The following is a 16641-nucleotide window of genomic DNA, read 5'->3' on the forward strand; positions in this document are numbered from 1 at the left end:
AAGGAAAAATATCATGGACATCAAAATTCGGACAGCCGCAGTTGAAGACGCAGAACAATTGTTGGAAATTTATGCATATTATATAAAAAACACAGCAGTAACTTTTGAATATGAGGTTCCGTCTGTGGAAGAATTCCGTGAGCGGATCAGCCATATCCTGGAACATTATCCCTACTTTGTTGCAGAAAATAAGGGGGAGATCATAGGGTATTCCTATGCAGGAAGATTTCATCCCAGAGCTGCTTTTGGATGGGATGTAGAGATGACCGTTTATCTTAACCAGAAGGTACGGAGAGCGGGCGTGGGACGACAGCTGTATGCTCTGATGGAAGAAGTTCTGAGAGAGCAGGGAGTCGTACGGGCAATTTCGCTGATCGTGAAACCGGAAGATGAGTATTCTGATTATAATAGTATTCAGTTCCATGAAAAAATGGGATATAGATATGCGGGAGAACTGAAAGACTGCGGATATAAATTTCACAGATGGTATACCCTTGTTTATATGGATAAGCAGATTGGTGTTACACAGGAAAATATGCTGCCTGTCCGTGATTTTGCTGCTGTCAGGGAGAAATTCGGATTATAGTTTTCGGACTTTTCCTGTGCACCGGAAAGCGTATTGCTGAGAACAAAGGGGATAAGTACACAAGAGGTATACAAAAGAGTTTTGATATGATATAATTCATGCTGAAAAAAGACCGTACAATCAATACATTTAAAGGAGATATAGAGAAAAATGAAATTAGGAATCGTCGGATTACCCAATGTTGGAAAAAGTACATTATTTAATTCATTGACAAAGGCAGGAGCAGAATCAGCAAACTATCCGTTCTGTACCATCGACCCTAATGTAGGTGTTGTTACAGTGCCGGATGAGAGACTGAAGCTTCTTGGAGATTTTTATCATTCTAAAAAAGTGACACCTGCTGTAATTGAATTCGTAGATATTGCAGGCCTTGTAAAGGGAGCATCCAAAGGCGAAGGTCTTGGAAACCAGTTCCTTGCAAATATCCGTGAGGTAGATGCAATCGTTCATGTAGTCCGCTGCTTTGAAGATTCCAATGTGATCCATGTAGATGGAAGCATCGATCCTCTTCGTGACATTGAGACCATCAACCTGGAATTGATCTTCTCAGACCTTGAAATTCTTGAGAGAAGAATTGCAAAAGTGACAAAGACTGCACGTATGGATAAGGAAGCTGCCAAAGAACTGGATTTCCTTCAGAAGGTAAAAACACATCTGGAAGACGGCAAGATGGCCATTACGATGGAACTGGAAAATGAGGACGAGGAAGCATGGATGGCAACTTATAATCTGCTTACCTGGAAGCCTGTGATCTATGCTGCAAACGTAGCAGAGGGAGATCTGGCTGATGACGGTGAAAGCAACAGCCATGTACAGGCAGTGCGCAAATATGCGGCAGAGCAGAACAGTGAGATTTTCGTTATTTGTGCAGAAATTGAAGAAGAGATTTCAGAACTGGATGATGATGAGAAAAAAATGTTTCTGGAGGATCTGGGACTGACAGAATCAGGACTTGAGAAACTGGTAAAAGCAAGCTACCATCTTCTGGGACTGATGAGCTTCCTTACATCAGGGGAAGATGAGACCAGAGCATGGACTATTAAGATCGGTACCAAAGCTCCTCAGGCAGCAGGTAAGATCCATACAGATTTTGAACGTGGATTTATTAAGGCAGAGGTTGTGAATTATCAGGATCTGCTGGACTGTGGCTCCTATGCCGGTGCCAGAGAAAAAGGGCTTGTGCGAATGGAAGGTAAGGAATACGTTGTGCAGGATGGAGATGTGATCTTATTCCGCTTTAACGTATAATAAAAAGGTGATATATGGATATGTCAATTCGTTTTCCGGGAATAAATCTGGTATTGGATTATGTGCCCAGGGCATTTCAGATTTTCGGAATGGAATTTACAATTTATGGGATGCTTATTGCGGCAGGTGCCCTTTTGGGAATGGGACTTGTGGTACTGGAGGCAGGAAGGAATCATGAAGACCAGAATAAATATCTGGATATGATGATACTTTCCCTGGCTGCTTCCGTGGTGGGTTCAAGACTGTTTTATGTTATTTTTTCCTGGGAGTTGTATCAGGGAAATCTCCGGACAATTTTTGATGTGAGAAATGGCGGATATGCTTTTTATGGTGGATTACTTGGCGGTGTCTTTGCTGCGACACTGTTCTGCAGACTGGCAAAGCTGCCTTTCTGGCAGATGGCAGATACAGTCAGCCTGGGGGTACTTCTGGGGCAGGTTGTGGGACGCTGGGGTAATTTTTTTAACAGGGAATCCTTTGGGGAATATACAGATGGAGTTCTGACCATGCAGCTTCCTATATCTGCGGTTCGTTCCGGAGAAGTGTCGGGAGCTATGCGTGATAACCTTCTGACAATCGATGGAGTGTCCTTTATCCAGGTCCAGCCGGTGTTTCTCTATGAGAGTCTCTGGTGCCTGTTACTGCTCCTGGTACTTCTGGCACTTCGGAGAAAGAAGAGATATCAGGGAGAGCTGTTTATGTGGTATCTTGCAGGATATGGACTGGGACGTTTTGTCTGTGAATGGCTGAGAACAGATAAACTGTATATTCCCGGAACATCAGTGGATATTTCACTGTTGATTTCCGGAGTACTGGTGGTTGTTTTTGTTCCGATTGTGACAGTGCGGCGTGTTATGGTCAAGAAACGTGCAGATATCCGCAAGATCCGCAGAGAAAGGGTTTTCCGGGAAGAAGAGGAATCCAGAAGGGAACATAAGCCAGTGGATAAGAAAACGGAAGAGCCAGTAGAAAAACCATCAGAAAAACCACCTGTCCAGGAGGAAGAAACTATTCAGGAGGATAAAATCCAGGGAGAAACAGACAATTGGGAGAACCTGGAATATGCCCATATTCCCAGTCAGTGGAGAAAGTCTTCTGATAAGGCATCTGAAAAGCAGGAAGAATAGAATACAGATCAATATATATGTGGAAAAAGCTCTGAAAAGAGCTTTTTTTTGTGGATAGAAACAGAATAAAAAATATTGGTTTAGCTCTTGTTTTTTCCACATAAATAGTTTATTATTGTTACATAAGTGGTAGAAAGTGGTGATTAGTGGTGGCAAATGGGGGAACAGTGGCAGATGAAACCATTACCATCCGGAAGCCTGAAGGGGAGATTCAGACTTCACGAGAGTAGGTGAGTAATATGTTCATGGGCGAGTACAATCATACAATAGATGCTAAGGGGCGTCTGATCATCCCTTCCAGATTCAGGGAGCTCTTAGGGGAAGAGTTTGTCCTGACCAAGGGACTTGATGGTTGTCTTTCCATTTATCCGATGGATGAGTGGGAGGCCTTTGAAATGAAACTCAGAGCTTTACCACTTACAAATAAGAACGCCAGAACTTTCTCACGATTCTTTGTTGCCGGTGCAGCTATGTGTGAACTGGACAAGCAGGGACGAATCCTTGTGCCTCAGACATTACGTGAATTTGCAGGCTTGGATAAGGATGTAGTCCTGACCGGAAATCTGAACAGGATTGAAATCTGGAGCAAAGAGAAGTGGAGTGAGAACTGTAATTATGACGACATGGACAGTATTGCAGAGAGCATGCAGGAAATGGGAATTGTCATATAAGGGTGTTTGAGATGTTATTGTTCACAAGTGATATCCCGCGGGGAAATCCAGACAGGAGACGGAGATGGAATTTAAACACAAATCTGTATTGCTGGAGGAAACCATTGACGGCTTGAACGTAAAGGCCGACGGAATCTACGTGGATGGCACCTTGGGTGGTGCCGGGCATGCCATGGAGGTATGTAAGAAGCTTTCTGCCAAGGGGAGATTTATTGGTATAGATCAGGACCAGGATGCGATAATTGCTGCGAGTGAGAGGTTAGCCGCCTATAAACAGGCGACGATCATTCGCAGCAATTATTGTTACATGGTACCGGAACTGGCAGCAAGGGGGATTCATAAGGTCAATGGGATTCTTCTGGACTTGGGAGTATCTTCCTACCAGTTAGATAATGAGGAGCGTGGCTTCACCTATCGTGTGGATGCGCCTCTTGATATGAGAATGGATCAGCGCCAGACGCTGACAGCCAGTGACATTGTCAATGGCTATGAAGAAAGAGAACTGTACCGTATCATCCGTGATTACGGTGAAGATAAATTTGCAAAAAATATTGCCAGACATATTGTTACAGCAAGGCAGACAAAGCCGATCACTACAACCGGAGAGTTGACTGAGATCATCAGACAGTCCATCCCGATGAAGATGCAGGTCAAATCAGGACATCCGGCCAAGAGAACATTCCAGGCAATTCGTATTGAACTGAACAGGGAACTGGATGTACTGAGAGATTCGTTGGATGGAATGATCGATCTTCTGGATGACGGAGGCCGGCTTTGTATTATTACTTTTCATTCTCTGGAGGATCGGATTGTTAAAACGATTTTCCGTAAGAATGAAAATCCATGTACCTGTCCTTCTGATTTTCCTGTTTGTGTATGTGGAAAAAAATCAAAGGGTCGGGTAATAACCAGAAAACCAATTCTTCCGGGGGAGCAGGAAATGGAAGAAAATCCGCGTTCCAAAAGCGCGAAGCTCAGGATTTTTGAAAGGGTATATTAATTGGAAAGAGGCATAAAATGGGGAGAACGACTAGGGCTGAAACGGCAAGAAGAAATAGATATCAGACCCCGGTAAACAGGGGAGCATATGTGGATGGAAATACAGTCAGACGGCTCAATGAAATCCCGGAGAGAAGGCAGGAGGCAGGCAGAAACCGCAGGGTACAGCCTCAGCCTGTCCCTCAAACACAGCATCAGCTGAGTAAACAGGCACAGCAGAACAGACAGAGGGCTCTGGGTATGAACTGGGCTTTTGTAGCGTTTCTGGCTGTTGTATGTGTAGCCATACTTTTTTGCTCAGTAAATTATCTCAGATACAAGTCAGAGATCACAGCGAAGATGAGTAGGGTTGCTGCACTGGAGGAGGAGCTTTTGCAGCTCAGGGAGGACAATGATGCATATTACAGTCAGGTAACTTCCAATGTGGATCTGAATCTGATCAAGAAAAAAGCAATGGGAAGTCTGGGAATGAAGTATCCTTCTGAAGATCAGACTGTAACCTATTCATCCTCTGGAAACAGCTATGTCAGACAGTATCAGGATATACCGGATATAAAGTAGGTGAGTGATTGAGTAATATGGGGAAAAAACAGCGGGGAAAGCCCGTAAAGAAAATAAACTATAACATGAAAAAGAAGCTGGTGATACTATTTTCTTTAGTATTGCTGGCTTTAGTAGCATTAACACTAAGAATTACCTATATTAATGCTACCAGTGGAAGTAAGTATAAAAAGCAGGTTCTCAGCCAGGCCCAGCAGAAATATGAAAGCCAGACGCTGCCTGCCAAGCGAGGAGATATTTATGATAAGAACGGAAATATTCTCGCAACCAGCAATAAGGTTTACAATGTGATCCTGGACTGTAAGACGGTGAATTCCGATGAAGATTATGTGGAGCCTACCATCAAGGCTCTTACGGAGGTACTTGGACTGGAGGAGGAGAAAATCCGTTCACTGCTGTCTGATTCCGATACCAGTCAGAGTCAGTATCAGATTGTGACCAAGCAGCTTTCCATGGACAAGAAGAAGGAATTTGAGGCTTATGAGGAAGCAGACGAGGATTCCGGTCTGAGTGCGTCCCAGACAAAGGAAAGAGCCAATATCAAGGGTGTCTGGTTTGAAGAGGATTATCTGAGAACCTATCCGTTTAATGAAGCAGCCTGCGATACGATTGGCTTTACTCTGGACCGTGATGTGGCAGACAGCGGTCTTGAGGGATATTATAACAGTACTCTCACAGGCGTGGATGGCAGACAATATGGATATATCAATAATGATTCAGATGTGGAACAGACCATCATTCCAGCCACCAATGGAAAGAGTATCCAGACCAGTATTGACATTGGGGCGCAGCAGATTGTAGAGAAATATGTAAATGGTTTCAAGGAAGCAATGGGTGCCAAGAATATTGGTGTGATCGTGGAAGACCCATCTACAGGTGAGATCATTGCCATGGATGGAGGAGACCGCTATGATCTGAATAATCCCAGAGATCTTTCCGTCATATATTCAGAAGACCAGATCAAAGCAATGAATGATGATGAGACAGTAGAAGCACTAAATGGCATGTGGAGTAATTTCTGTGTCACAGATGCCTATGAACCCGGCTCTGTTGTAAAACCGATTGTTATGGCTTCTGCATTGGAAAAGGGAGCCATTCAGGAGTCTGACACCTTTGTGTGTGACGGATCCCAGACCTTTGGAGATACTCTGATCAAATGTGCGGTATGGCCAAATGCCCATGGGACAGAAACCCTGGGAGAGGTAATCGCCAATTCCTGTAATGATGCCATGATGCAGATCGGTGCAAAAATGGGAGCCAAGCAGTTTGTAAAAGCCCAGAGCCTGTTTAATTTTGGAACAAGAACCGGCATCGATCTTCCTAATGAAGGTGCCGGCATTATCCATACAGAGGAGTCCATGGGTGAGACAGAGCTGGCCTGCTCAGCTTTTGGACAGGGATTTACCTGTACTATGATCCAGGAAATCAATGCCATGTGTTCTGTTATTAATGGGGGCTATTATTATCAGCCTCATCTGGTGACAAGGATTCTTGACAGTGCGGGAAGTACAGTCAAAACCATGACACCGACTCTTTTGAAGCAGACGATCTCCTCAGGGATTTCCAGCGACATCAGAAGCTATATGGCTTTGAGTGTACAGCAGGGTACCAGCCGTCACTCCAAGGTACAGGGCTACAGCTCAGGCGGTAAAACAGGTACTGCAGAGAAATATCCCCGTGGAAATAATAAATATCTGGTATCCTTTATCGGATTTGCGCCGGTGGATGATCCGGCAGTGGTAATTTATGTGGTTGTGGATGAGCCCAATACAGAGGAACAGGCAAACAGTACTTATCCGCAGTACATTGCCCAGGGTATCCTCTCAGAGCTTCTTCCCTATCTGAATGTAAAGCCGGATGAATCCGAGGACGGAACCATTCCTGAGACAGAACTGTGGGAAGGATTTTCCGGACATCTGAAGAGTACTACAGGAAGTAACCTGGATGAGAATGGCAGACTGGTAGATGCCCAGGGAAATCTGATCGACTGGGATGGTAACCGTATAGATGAAAATGGATATCTTCTGGACAGCAATGGTGAACATCTGCTGGACGAACAGGGCAATTACAAATTGTCTGAAAATCTGCCGGAAGCTTCTTCTCAGAATGGAACAGCCACGGAATCAGCAGAGGACGGTGTTTCCAACCTGGATGCACCTGCACCCCCTGAGGGGGATGAATCAGATACCACTGAGGATAACAATGCAGAATCTGAAGGAATTACCAATGAGGAAGCAGGACTGGAATAAAATATTTTTTAAATAAATATTCTGTAAATAACAAGTAAAGTGATACCCCTGGGGAGAAAAATCATATATTACTATGACTTTTCTCTTCAGGGGATTTTTGATGAAAAAACTGATGACATTTCATAAGAAAAAAAGCTGGACTGTTTTTCTCTGCTGTGTTCTGATCATGGCAGGACTTATAGGAAGGCTGGCTTATCTTATGTGTTTTTGTCCTGAACGCTATTATGACAGGGCAGAAGAGCTTCATGAAAGAGAACGGGACATTAAGGCGGCCAGGGGGCTTATCCTGGATGCCAGGGGGAAAGTATTGGCTTCTAACCGGACAGTCTGTACAGTTTCTGTTATTCACAGCCAGATCAGGGATCCAGAGAAGATCATCCGGATTTTGGCAGAAAAGCTGGGAATGAAAGAAGAGGATGTAAGGAAAAGAGTAGAAAAGATTTCTTCCATAGAGAGGATAAAGACCAATGTAGATAAAAGTACAGGAGATGCTATCCGGGAATGCAGACTGGACGGGGTAAAGGTGGATGAGGATTATAAACGATACTACCCATATGGAAGTCTGGCTTCCAGGGTTCTGGGATTTACAGGAGGTGATAATCAGGGAATTATCGGGCTGGAAGTAAAATATGATGAAATATTGAAAGGAAAACCGGGAAAGATCCTTACTACCACAGATGCCAGAGGCATAGAACTGGACAGCCTGGGTGAGCGGAGAAAGGAGCCGGAGGAAGGGAAAAGCCTGTGGTTAAGTCTGGATATTAATATTCAGAAATATGCTCAGCAGGAGGCGTTGAAGGTAATGGAGGAAAAACAGGCAGAAAGAGTTTCTATTCTGATCATGAATCCTCAGAATGGAGAAATTTATGCCTGTGTTAATGTACCTGAATTTGATCTGAATGATCCTTTTACTCTGAATACCCCAAGGGATACAGCCGAAATGACAGAGGAGCAAAAGCAGGAACGTCTGAATCAGATGTGGAGAAATCCCTGCCTGAATGATACCTATGAACCGGGATCTACCTTCAAGATCATAACAATGGCTGCAGGGCTGGAAGAAGGGGTAGTATCTGTGGATGACAGGTTTTACTGCCCGGGATATATCCTGGTAAAGGATCGCCGGATCCACTGCGCCAAAAGAACCGGCCATGGTCCCCAGAATTTTGTAGAGGGAGCACAGAATTCCTGTAATCCGGTGTTTATCCAGGTAGGTCTTCGGCTGGGAGTGGACAGATATTACAGATACTTCCGAAAATTCGGGCTACTTACCAAAACTGGTGTGGATCTGCCGGGAGAAGCCAGGACGATCATGCACCAGGAAAAAAATATGGGAGAGGTAGAGCTGGCTACGGTTTCCTTTGGACAGTCCTTTCAGATCACGCCCATTCAGCTGGCTGTTACTGTCAGTTCTCTGATCAATGGAGGACGGCGTGTGACACCGCACTTTGGAACTGCAGTATCTGACAGAGAACAGACAAAAGCAGAAGAACTGGTTTATCCTGTGAAGGAAGGAATTGTTTCTTCCGAAACCTCCGGACAAATAAGAGAAATTCTTGAAAAAGTTGTTTCTCTGGGATCAGGAAAAAATGCCGGGATCCAGGGATATCACATTGGCGGAAAAACAGCAACATCCCAGACACTGCCCAGAAGTTCCTGCCGATATATTTCCTCCTTCCTGGGATTTGCGCCTGCAGAAAATCCTCAGGTGCTGGGCCTGTGTATTATTCATGATCCAAAAGGAGTTTATTACGGGGGGACCGTTGCAGCACCGGTGATCCGTAGTATTTTTGAAAATATACTTCCCTATCTGGGAATCGAAAAAACGGGGGAAAACAGCTCAGAGGGTTGATAAATATAGAGAAAAGACTTATACTAAGAATTGCTTTAAAATCAAAAAACGAAAGAATGAATGAGGTGTGAGATGGAATTTCAAGTTGTAATCCCTGTACTGATCGCATTTGCCATCAGCGTTATATTAGGACCGGTCATCATTCCTTTTCTCAGGAAACTGAAGATGGGACAGACGGAGAGAACAGAGGGTGTACAGTCTCATCTGAAAAAGACGGGAACTCCTACTATGGGCGGTGTGATTTTTCTGATTGCCACAGCTGTGACTGCTCTGTTTTATGTAAAGGATTATCCAAAGATCATTCCTGTATTGTTTCTGACACTTGGATTTGGAATCATCGGCTTTCTTGATGATTATCTGAAGGTTGTTCTGAAACGTTCGGATGGTCTGATGCCTGCACAGAAGTTTTCTCTTCAGGTTGTGCTGACTGCAATTTTTGTATTTTATATTGTCAGATATACAGATATTTCTCTGACTATGCGGATTCCGTTCTGGAGCGGACATTTTCTGAATCTGGGATGGCTTGCCTATCCGATACTGTTTTTTGCAGTGATCGGTACTGTAAACGGAGTGAACTTTACAGATGGACTGGATGGTCTTGCTTCCAGTGTGACTCTCATTGTAGCAGTGTTCTTTTCTGTGGTATCTATTGGACTGAAATCAGGCATTGAGCCGATCACCTGTGCAGTAGTAGGTAGTCTTATGGGATTCCTTTTATTCAATGTTTATCCGGCGAAGGTGTTCATGGGTGATACCGGTTCCCTTGCCCTGGGAGGCTTTGTGGCTGGTACAGCCTATGTGATGCAGATGCCTTTATTTATCCTGTTGGTAGGTCTGATTTATCTGATCGAGGTGCTTTCTGTTATGATCCAGGTAACATATTTCAAGGCAACTCACGGAAAACGTATTTTTAAGATGGCACCGATCCATCATCATTTTGAACTGTGCGGATGGTCTGAGACCAGAGTGGTCGCAGTCTTTTCTGTGGTGACGGCTGTGATGTGTATGATCGCTCTGCTGGCTTTATAAGGAGGAAATTATTATGGAATTACAGGGAAAAAAGGTTCTGGTGTTTGGATCCGGCAAAAGCGGGATCGGAGCATCTGATCTTCTGGCAAAGGTAGGTGCTGTTCCTGTTATTTATGACGGAAATGCAGATATTGATAAAGAGGCAGTAGTACATAAAACCAACGGAACCTATCCATTAGAGATTTATGCAGGAAATCTTTCGGAAGAAGTAATTGACAGTCTGGATTTGGTGGTTTTAAGTCCTGGTGTACCTACAGATATTCCGGTTGTAAAGAACTTTTATTCAAAGGGGATTCCGGTCTGGGGAGAGGTAGAACTTGCTTTCCGGGTAGGGGCAGGCGAAGTACTGGCCATCACCGGTACAAACGGTAAGACAACTACCACTGCGCTTCTTGGAAAGATCATGCAGGATGCAAGGGAATCTGTATTTGTGGTAGGAAATATCGGAACCCCTTATACTTCCAAAGCGCTGGAGATGAAACCTTATTCTGTAACAGTGGCAGAAATCAGCAGTTTTCAGTTAGAGACCATTGATCTGTTTGCACCGAAGGTTTCTGCGATTTTGAATATTACAGAGGATCATCTGAATCGTCATCATACTATGGAGGAATACATCCGGGTAAAAGAACTGATCACCAAAAATCAGGGAACTGAGGATATCTGTGTCCTGAACTATGAGGATGAGGTTCTGCGTGAATTTGGTAAAAATCTGGTGCCGAGAGTGGTATATTTCTCCAGTGAGAGAGAACTGGAACAGGGTATCTATCTGGATGGTGATAAGATTATTCTGAAAGATGGAAAAGAAACCATAGAAGTGGTGAGAACAGAAGAACTGAAGCTCCTTGGTAAGCATAATTTTGAAAATGTAATGGCTGCAGTAGCCATGGCTTATTATGATGGGGTCAGTATGGAAAGTATCCGTAAGAGTATCTGCGAATTTACTGCAGTGGCTCACAGAATTGAGTATGTGACAGAGAAGAACGGGGTAGTTTATTACAATGACTCCAAGGGAACCAATCCGGATGCTGCGATCAAGGGAATCCAGGCTATGAATCGCCCCACACTGCTTATTGGCGGAGGTTATGATAAAGAATCCGGTTATGATGAATGGATAGAAGCTTTTGATGGAAAAGTGCGATACCTGGTACTGATCGGGCAGACAAAGGAGAAGATTAAAGAAGCAGCAGAGAAACATGGTTTTCATCATATTATTCTCTGCGAAGATCTGAAAGAGGCTGTCAATGTATGTGCCCGGAAAGCAAATCCCGGAGACGCGGTACTTCTTTCTCCTGCCTGCGCAAGCTGGGGACAGTTTGATAATTATGAGCAGCGTGGAGATATGTTTAAGGAATATGTGAGAAATCTGTAGAATATGATTAGATAAGGCCCTCTTGAGGAGACTGTGATGGTGTCAGAGAGACGGACAGATTTTGAAAAAACAGATATTGTAATGCTGGTGCTGGTGGTAGTGCTGACTGTGTTTGGTCTTGCAATGCTGCTTTCTGCCAGTGAATATAACGGCAGAGTGCGCTTCGGCGACTCTGCCTACTATTTTAAGAAACAGCTGTTTGCAGCAGCTCTGGGACTGGGAATCATGTATCTGATCATGAACCTGGACTATCATTTTTTTGTAAAGCTGGCTCCGATGGCATATCTGGTTTCTGTCGTGTTGTCTGTTGCTGTTCTTTTTGTTGGACAGGAGATCAACGGTTCCAGAAGATGGCTGAATCTGGGCCCCTTATCCTTTCAGCCTTCAGAGTTTGCAAAGGTAGCAGTTATTCTTTTTCTGACCTGGCAGATAGACAGATGGAAAAAGAAAACAGACAGTCTGTGGTTTATGTTCAGAACCATGCTTACACTGCTTCCTATTGTGGGGATTGTGGGATCCAACAATCTGAGTACTGCCCTTATTATTCTGGGAATTGGTGTGGCGCTTATTTTTGTTTCAAATTCCAGATATCTGCCTTTTATAGGAGTAGGAGTACTGGGAATCGGTTTTGCTGTTATTTTTCTGGCTGCAGAAAGCTATCGCCTGGAACGGCTGGCAATCTGGCGAAATCCGGAAAAGTATGAAAAAGGATTTCAGACAATTCAGGGTTTATATGCCATTGGCAGTGGGGGGATTTTTGGAAGAGGACTGGGAAACAGTCTGCAGAAGCTGGGCTTTGTCCCGGAAGCCCAGAACGATATGATATTTTCTGTAATCTGTGAGGAACTGGGGCTTGCAGGAGGCGTAGTACTGATCCTCTTGTTTGTATTGCTCTTGTGGAGACTTTGTGTGAGTATTATGCATGCCCCGGATCTTCAGGGTGCTTTGCTCTGCGGAGGGATTATGGGGCATCTGGCTATGCAGGTGATTTTGAATATAGCGGTAGTTACCAATACCATACCAAACACGGGAATAACGTTGCCCTTTGTCAGTTATGGAGGCACCTCTGTGGTTTTTCTCCTGGGTGAAATGGGGCTGGCACTGGGAGTGAGCAGTCACAGAAAAGGAGTTTATACATATAATAGGAAGTAAGAGGCCCTTTAGGGGTGAAAAATTTGACGGAAATACATGTGGTAGGTGGAAAGTCACTGGCAGGAAATATTTCCATACAGGGATCAAAAAATGCAGCATTGCCTATGATGGCTGCAGCACTGATGCACAGGGGACTCAGTATACTGAAAGGATGCCCAAAGATTTCTGATGTATTCTGCATGGAAGAGATACTGGAAAATCTGGGGGCTGTTACCTGGTGGGAGAATCATGACCTGTATCTGGATTGTACCAATGCGGACAAAACAGAGATACCAGGGGAATTTACCAGAAGAATGCGTTCTTCCGTTATTCTCCTGTCAGCAATACTGGCACGAAACCACAGCTGCAGAATGGGGTACCCGGGAGGCTGCGTCATCGGAAAAAGACCTATAGATATTCACCTGATGGTATTAAAGAAGCTGGGAGCTGTTATCCGGGAGGAAAAATCCGGACTTAAGGGGAAATGCATCGGATTCACAGGTGGATACATCTGCTTTCCCAGAGTAAGTGTGGGGGCTACACAACAGGCGGTGATGGCTTCTGTTCTGGCTGAGGGAGATACTGTCCTGGAAAATTGTGCCAAAGAACCGGAGGTGGTCTGGCTTTGCCGTTTCCTGAAATCCATGGGTGCCAATATAAAGGGAGAGGGAACAAAACAGATCCGAATATGTGGAGTAAACAGGCTGGAATCCGGGAATTTTGTGATACCGCCGGACAGAATCGTAGCCGGAACCTATATCTGTGCAGCTGCAGCAGCAAGAAGTGAGATTACTCTTTCGCGGGTACCAGTGGAGGAAATGAAGGCCTTCCTGGAAGTATATCAGAAAATAGGTGGACAATATTACGGGAAAAGTGGTACACTAAAAATCAATGGAAGAGAGGCGTGTCGTCCTGTGCCATTTGTGCAGACAGAAATCTATCCCGGATTTCCCACAGATCTGCAGGCACCGCTTATGGCTGTTCTCACAGGAAATCCTGGAGAGAGTGTCATACAGGAGCAGATTTTTGAGGACAGATTCGGCAGCGCCTGTCAGATGAGAAAAATGGGTGCACATATTGAGATAACAGGAAACCGGGCCAGGATCACCGGAGGATTTCCGCTAAGAGGAACAGAAGTGGAAGCAGGAGATCTGAGAGGCGGGGCAGCACTTGTACTGGCCGCACTGATGGCAGAAGGAGAGACCTGTATCCGTGGTGCTGAGCTGATCGGACGGGGATATGAACATATCTGTGAAGATCTGAAAGCTTTGGGCTGCAGGATATGGCAGTCCGGTACCAGAAAGAAGGAATATGAATAAAAAAACAAAAAAAATAACAGCATATATTGTTGGCTTGGGCCTCCTGGCAGCAGCAGTTGTTTTATTTACTTATTATAAAGTAGATTCTGTGCAGGTCAGAGGAACCACTCATTATTCAGATGAAGAAGTAAAAAAGATGGTGCTGCGGGGACCGCTGGCCTCTAACTCTGTGCTTGCACCGATGATATACAGCACAACAGATACAGATGATGTTGCTTTTGTAGATGCATTCAAGGTGACCCAGATCAACCGGAATACAATCTGTATCAGTGTAAAAGAGAAAAAGCCTGTGGGGTGTATTCATTATCTGGACAGTTATGTTTTTTTTGACAGAAATGGTATTTTTGTGGAGGGCTCCAAAACCAGGGATGAGTCTGTACCTTATTTTGACGGGATTCAGGTAAACAGTGTTGTTATGGATGAGAAGCTGGATATCAAAGGAGACTCTGTACTGAATACAGCAGTTGCGCTGTCCACTATTTTCCAGAAAAATGAAATGATACCGGATCACATCCAGTTTGACAGCAGTTATTCCATCAGTCTGATTTACGGTGACATTACGGTACAGCTGGGCAAGGATGAAGATTTGGAGGAAAAGATGAACCGGGTGATTGCGATTCTGCCTAAGCTCACGGGTAAGAAAGGAATCCTTCATATGGAAAGTGTTTCTACAGATACCAATACCTTTGAGGAAGAGAAGGAGCCTGTGACAGCAGAAAACTGGAATGGCGGATATGATGAGCAGGGAAATTATACTGGGGACGGTGAATATGATGAAAATGGTAATTATGTAGGTGCCAGACCCCGGACTGCCCTGGATGAAGCCATAGAAAACTGGAATGGTGGATATGACGAAGAGGGAGATTATACAGGAGAAGGCGAATATGATGCCGATGGCAATTATGTAGGACCAAAGCCAACCCAGGAGTCACTGGATGCTCAGGAAAACGAATCTGATGGCACTTCCGCAGATGAGGAAAGTTCAGGGGAAGAAAGCCAGAGTGAAAATGAAAGTGATTATAACGGGGATGACAGCGGAGATTACGATGAAGATAATGAAGATTACAGCGGCGATTATGACAGTGGGTACAATGACAGCTATGACAGTGAGTATTGAGAGTCTCCTGTAAACCCGGAAAAACAGGCTCCCGCAGCATAAAAGAGAGAAGTTTCCCGAAAAAAAGTAGAAAAAAACGAAATTAATGGTTGATTAATTTCCGAAAAAAATATATGATATATCTATATGTAGCTATGACATAAATTACTGAGAAGGATATCAGATAGAAATAAAGGAGGAAGTACATTGTTAGAGATTATGTCAAATGAGGCTGAATCATCTGCAAAGATTATTGTAATTGGCGTAGGTGGAGCCGGAAATAATGCAGTAAACAGAATGGTGGAGGAATCCATCGGGGGAGTAGAGTTTGTAGGTGTAAATACTGATAAACAGGCTTTAACTCTCTGCAAAGCTCCAACTGTACTTCAGATTGGCGAAAAGATAACTAAGGGACTTGGTGCAGGAGCACAGCCTGAGGTTGGGCAGAAAGCTGCAGAAGAGAGCATTGAAGAAGTGAAACAGTTAATGGAGGGCGCAGACATGGTGTTCGTTACCTGTGGTATGGGTGGCGGAACCGGAACAGGTGCTGCACCTGTAATCGCTGCTGCAGCGAAGGAAATGGGTATCCTGACAGTCGGCGTAGTTACCAAGCCTTTCCGTTTTGAGGCAAGAACACGTATGAATAATGCCCTTGCAGGTATTGAGAATCTGAAGAAAGCAGTTGACACACTCATCGTTATTCCAAACGATAAATTACTGGAAGTTGTAGACCGCCGGACAACCATGCCGGAGGCTCTGAAGAAAGCTGATGAGGTTCTTCAGCAGGCTGTACAGGGTATTACAGACCTGATCAACCTGCCGGCACTGATTAACCTTGACTTTGCTGATGTTCAGACAGTTATGACAGATAAGGGAATTGCCCACATCGGTATCGGTGAGTCAAGAGGAGATGACAAGGCTATGGAGGCTGTTCAGCAGGCTGTATCCTCACCTCTTCTGGAAACTACCATCAAGGGTGCTACTCATGTAATCATTAATATCTCCGGAGACATCTCTCTTATGGATGCAAATGATGCAGCAAGCTATGTACAGGAGCTTACCGGAGAGGATGCAAATATTATCTTTGGTGCTATGTATGATGACACTGTTGCTGATTACTGCAGAATTACAGTAATTGCCACAGGTCTGAATGATGAGAATCTTCAGGCAGCCCCTTTCGGAAAAAGAAACACAGCTTCTTCCTTTGGTGCAAGAAGACCTTCTTCCCAGCCATTAGGAGCTAGCAGTACAGCTGCTTCAACAACTGCTGCATCTACTCTGAATATGCCGAGCTTCAGTCTTCCGACTATGAATGCAACACCATTCGGAACAACGAAGACACCTTCCAGCACAGTTCAGAAAAAGGATATTCAGATTCCGGATTTCCTGAAAAACAGATAATCATAT

14 protein-coding genes are annotated in these 16641 nt (G+C 44.4%); all 14 read left to right on the forward strand.

Features of this window, described 5'->3' with window-relative positions; all coding sequences use genetic code 11:
- The first annotated feature begins 13 nt into the window (after positions 1-13).
- The 14 genes from ACTNDS_RS03830 (at position 14) to ftsZ (ending at position 16635) form a co-directional block, all read left to right on the forward strand.
- Positions 14-586 carry an N-acetyltransferase family protein gene (locus tag ACTNDS_RS03830; RefSeq protein WP_441033798.1) on the forward strand — a complete coding sequence of 191 codons (573 nt, stop codon included), beginning with the start codon at positions 14-16 and terminating at the stop codon, positions 584-586.
- Positions 587-736: 150 nt separating this feature from the next.
- The gene (gene ychF / locus ACTNDS_RS03835; protein ID WP_173742254.1) at positions 737-1834 is read left to right on the forward strand and encodes a redox-regulated ATPase YchF; all 1098 of its coding nucleotides are present in this window, start codon (positions 737-739) and stop codon (positions 1832-1834) included.
- 14 nt (positions 1835-1848) lie between these two features.
- Positions 1849-2961 (forward strand): prolipoprotein diacylglyceryl transferase, encoded by a 1113-nt coding sequence (lgt, locus tag ACTNDS_RS03840; RefSeq protein WP_441033801.1) that lies wholly within the window; start codon positions 1849-1851, stop codon positions 2959-2961.
- A gap of 239 nt (positions 2962-3200) precedes the next feature.
- Positions 3201-3632 (forward strand): division/cell wall cluster transcriptional repressor MraZ, encoded by a 432-nt coding sequence (gene mraZ / locus ACTNDS_RS03845; protein WP_019162783.1) that lies wholly within the window; start codon positions 3201-3203, stop codon positions 3630-3632.
- 64 nt (positions 3633-3696) lie between these two features.
- Complete coding sequence (gene rsmH, locus ACTNDS_RS03850) at positions 3697-4632, forward strand: 16S rRNA (cytosine(1402)-N(4))-methyltransferase RsmH (RefSeq protein WP_173742252.1); 936 nt, start codon at positions 3697-3699, stop codon at positions 4630-4632.
- Positions 4633-4649: 17 nt separating this feature from the next.
- The gene (locus ACTNDS_RS03855; protein ID WP_441033803.1) at positions 4650-5192 is read left to right on the forward strand and encodes a hypothetical protein; all 543 of its coding nucleotides are present in this window, start codon (positions 4650-4652) and stop codon (positions 5190-5192) included.
- A gap of 17 nt (positions 5193-5209) precedes the next feature.
- Positions 5210-7441 carry a peptidoglycan D,D-transpeptidase FtsI family protein gene (locus ACTNDS_RS03860; RefSeq protein WP_441033805.1) on the forward strand — a complete coding sequence of 744 codons (2232 nt, stop codon included), beginning with the start codon at positions 5210-5212 and terminating at the stop codon, positions 7439-7441.
- Between the two features lie 100 nt (positions 7442-7541).
- On the forward strand, positions 7542-9290 hold the full coding sequence (locus ACTNDS_RS03865; protein WP_441033807.1) for a peptidoglycan D,D-transpeptidase FtsI family protein: 1749 nt from the start codon (positions 7542-7544) through the stop codon (positions 9288-9290).
- 72 nt (positions 9291-9362) lie between these two features.
- Complete coding sequence (mraY, locus tag ACTNDS_RS03870) at positions 9363-10319, forward strand: phospho-N-acetylmuramoyl-pentapeptide-transferase (protein ID WP_441033809.1); 957 nt, start codon at positions 9363-9365, stop codon at positions 10317-10319.
- Between the two features lie 13 nt (positions 10320-10332).
- The gene (gene murD / locus ACTNDS_RS03875; RefSeq protein ID WP_441033811.1) at positions 10333-11688 is read left to right on the forward strand and encodes a UDP-N-acetylmuramoyl-L-alanine--D-glutamate ligase; all 1356 of its coding nucleotides are present in this window, start codon (positions 10333-10335) and stop codon (positions 11686-11688) included.
- A 36-nt stretch (positions 11689-11724) separates the two neighbouring features.
- Entirely contained in the window at positions 11725-12840 is a 1116-nt protein-coding gene (locus ACTNDS_RS03880; protein ID WP_441033813.1) for an FtsW/RodA/SpoVE family cell cycle protein, read from the forward strand.
- 14 nt (positions 12841-12854) lie between these two features.
- Positions 12855-14138: a UDP-N-acetylglucosamine 1-carboxyvinyltransferase gene (murA, locus tag ACTNDS_RS03885; protein ID WP_441033815.1), complete on the forward strand. Its 1284-nt coding sequence runs from the start codon at positions 12855-12857 to the stop codon at positions 14136-14138.
- Positions 14131-15255 carry a cell division protein FtsQ/DivIB gene (locus ACTNDS_RS03890; RefSeq protein ID WP_441033817.1) on the forward strand — a complete coding sequence of 375 codons (1125 nt, stop codon included), beginning with the start codon at positions 14131-14133 and terminating at the stop codon, positions 15253-15255. The genes murA and ACTNDS_RS03890 overlap by 8 nt, the downstream gene beginning before the upstream one ends.
- A 198-nt stretch (positions 15256-15453) precedes the next feature.
- The gene (gene ftsZ / locus ACTNDS_RS03895; RefSeq protein WP_441033869.1) at positions 15454-16635 is read left to right on the forward strand and encodes a cell division protein FtsZ; all 1182 of its coding nucleotides are present in this window, start codon (positions 15454-15456) and stop codon (positions 16633-16635) included.
- Positions 16636-16641: the final 6 nt, after the last annotated feature.

This window comes from Blautia sp. HCP3S3_C12 (assembly GCF_052064155.1).
In the GTDB taxonomy this organism is placed as follows: Bacteria; Bacillota; Clostridia; order Lachnospirales; family Lachnospiraceae; genus Blautia_A.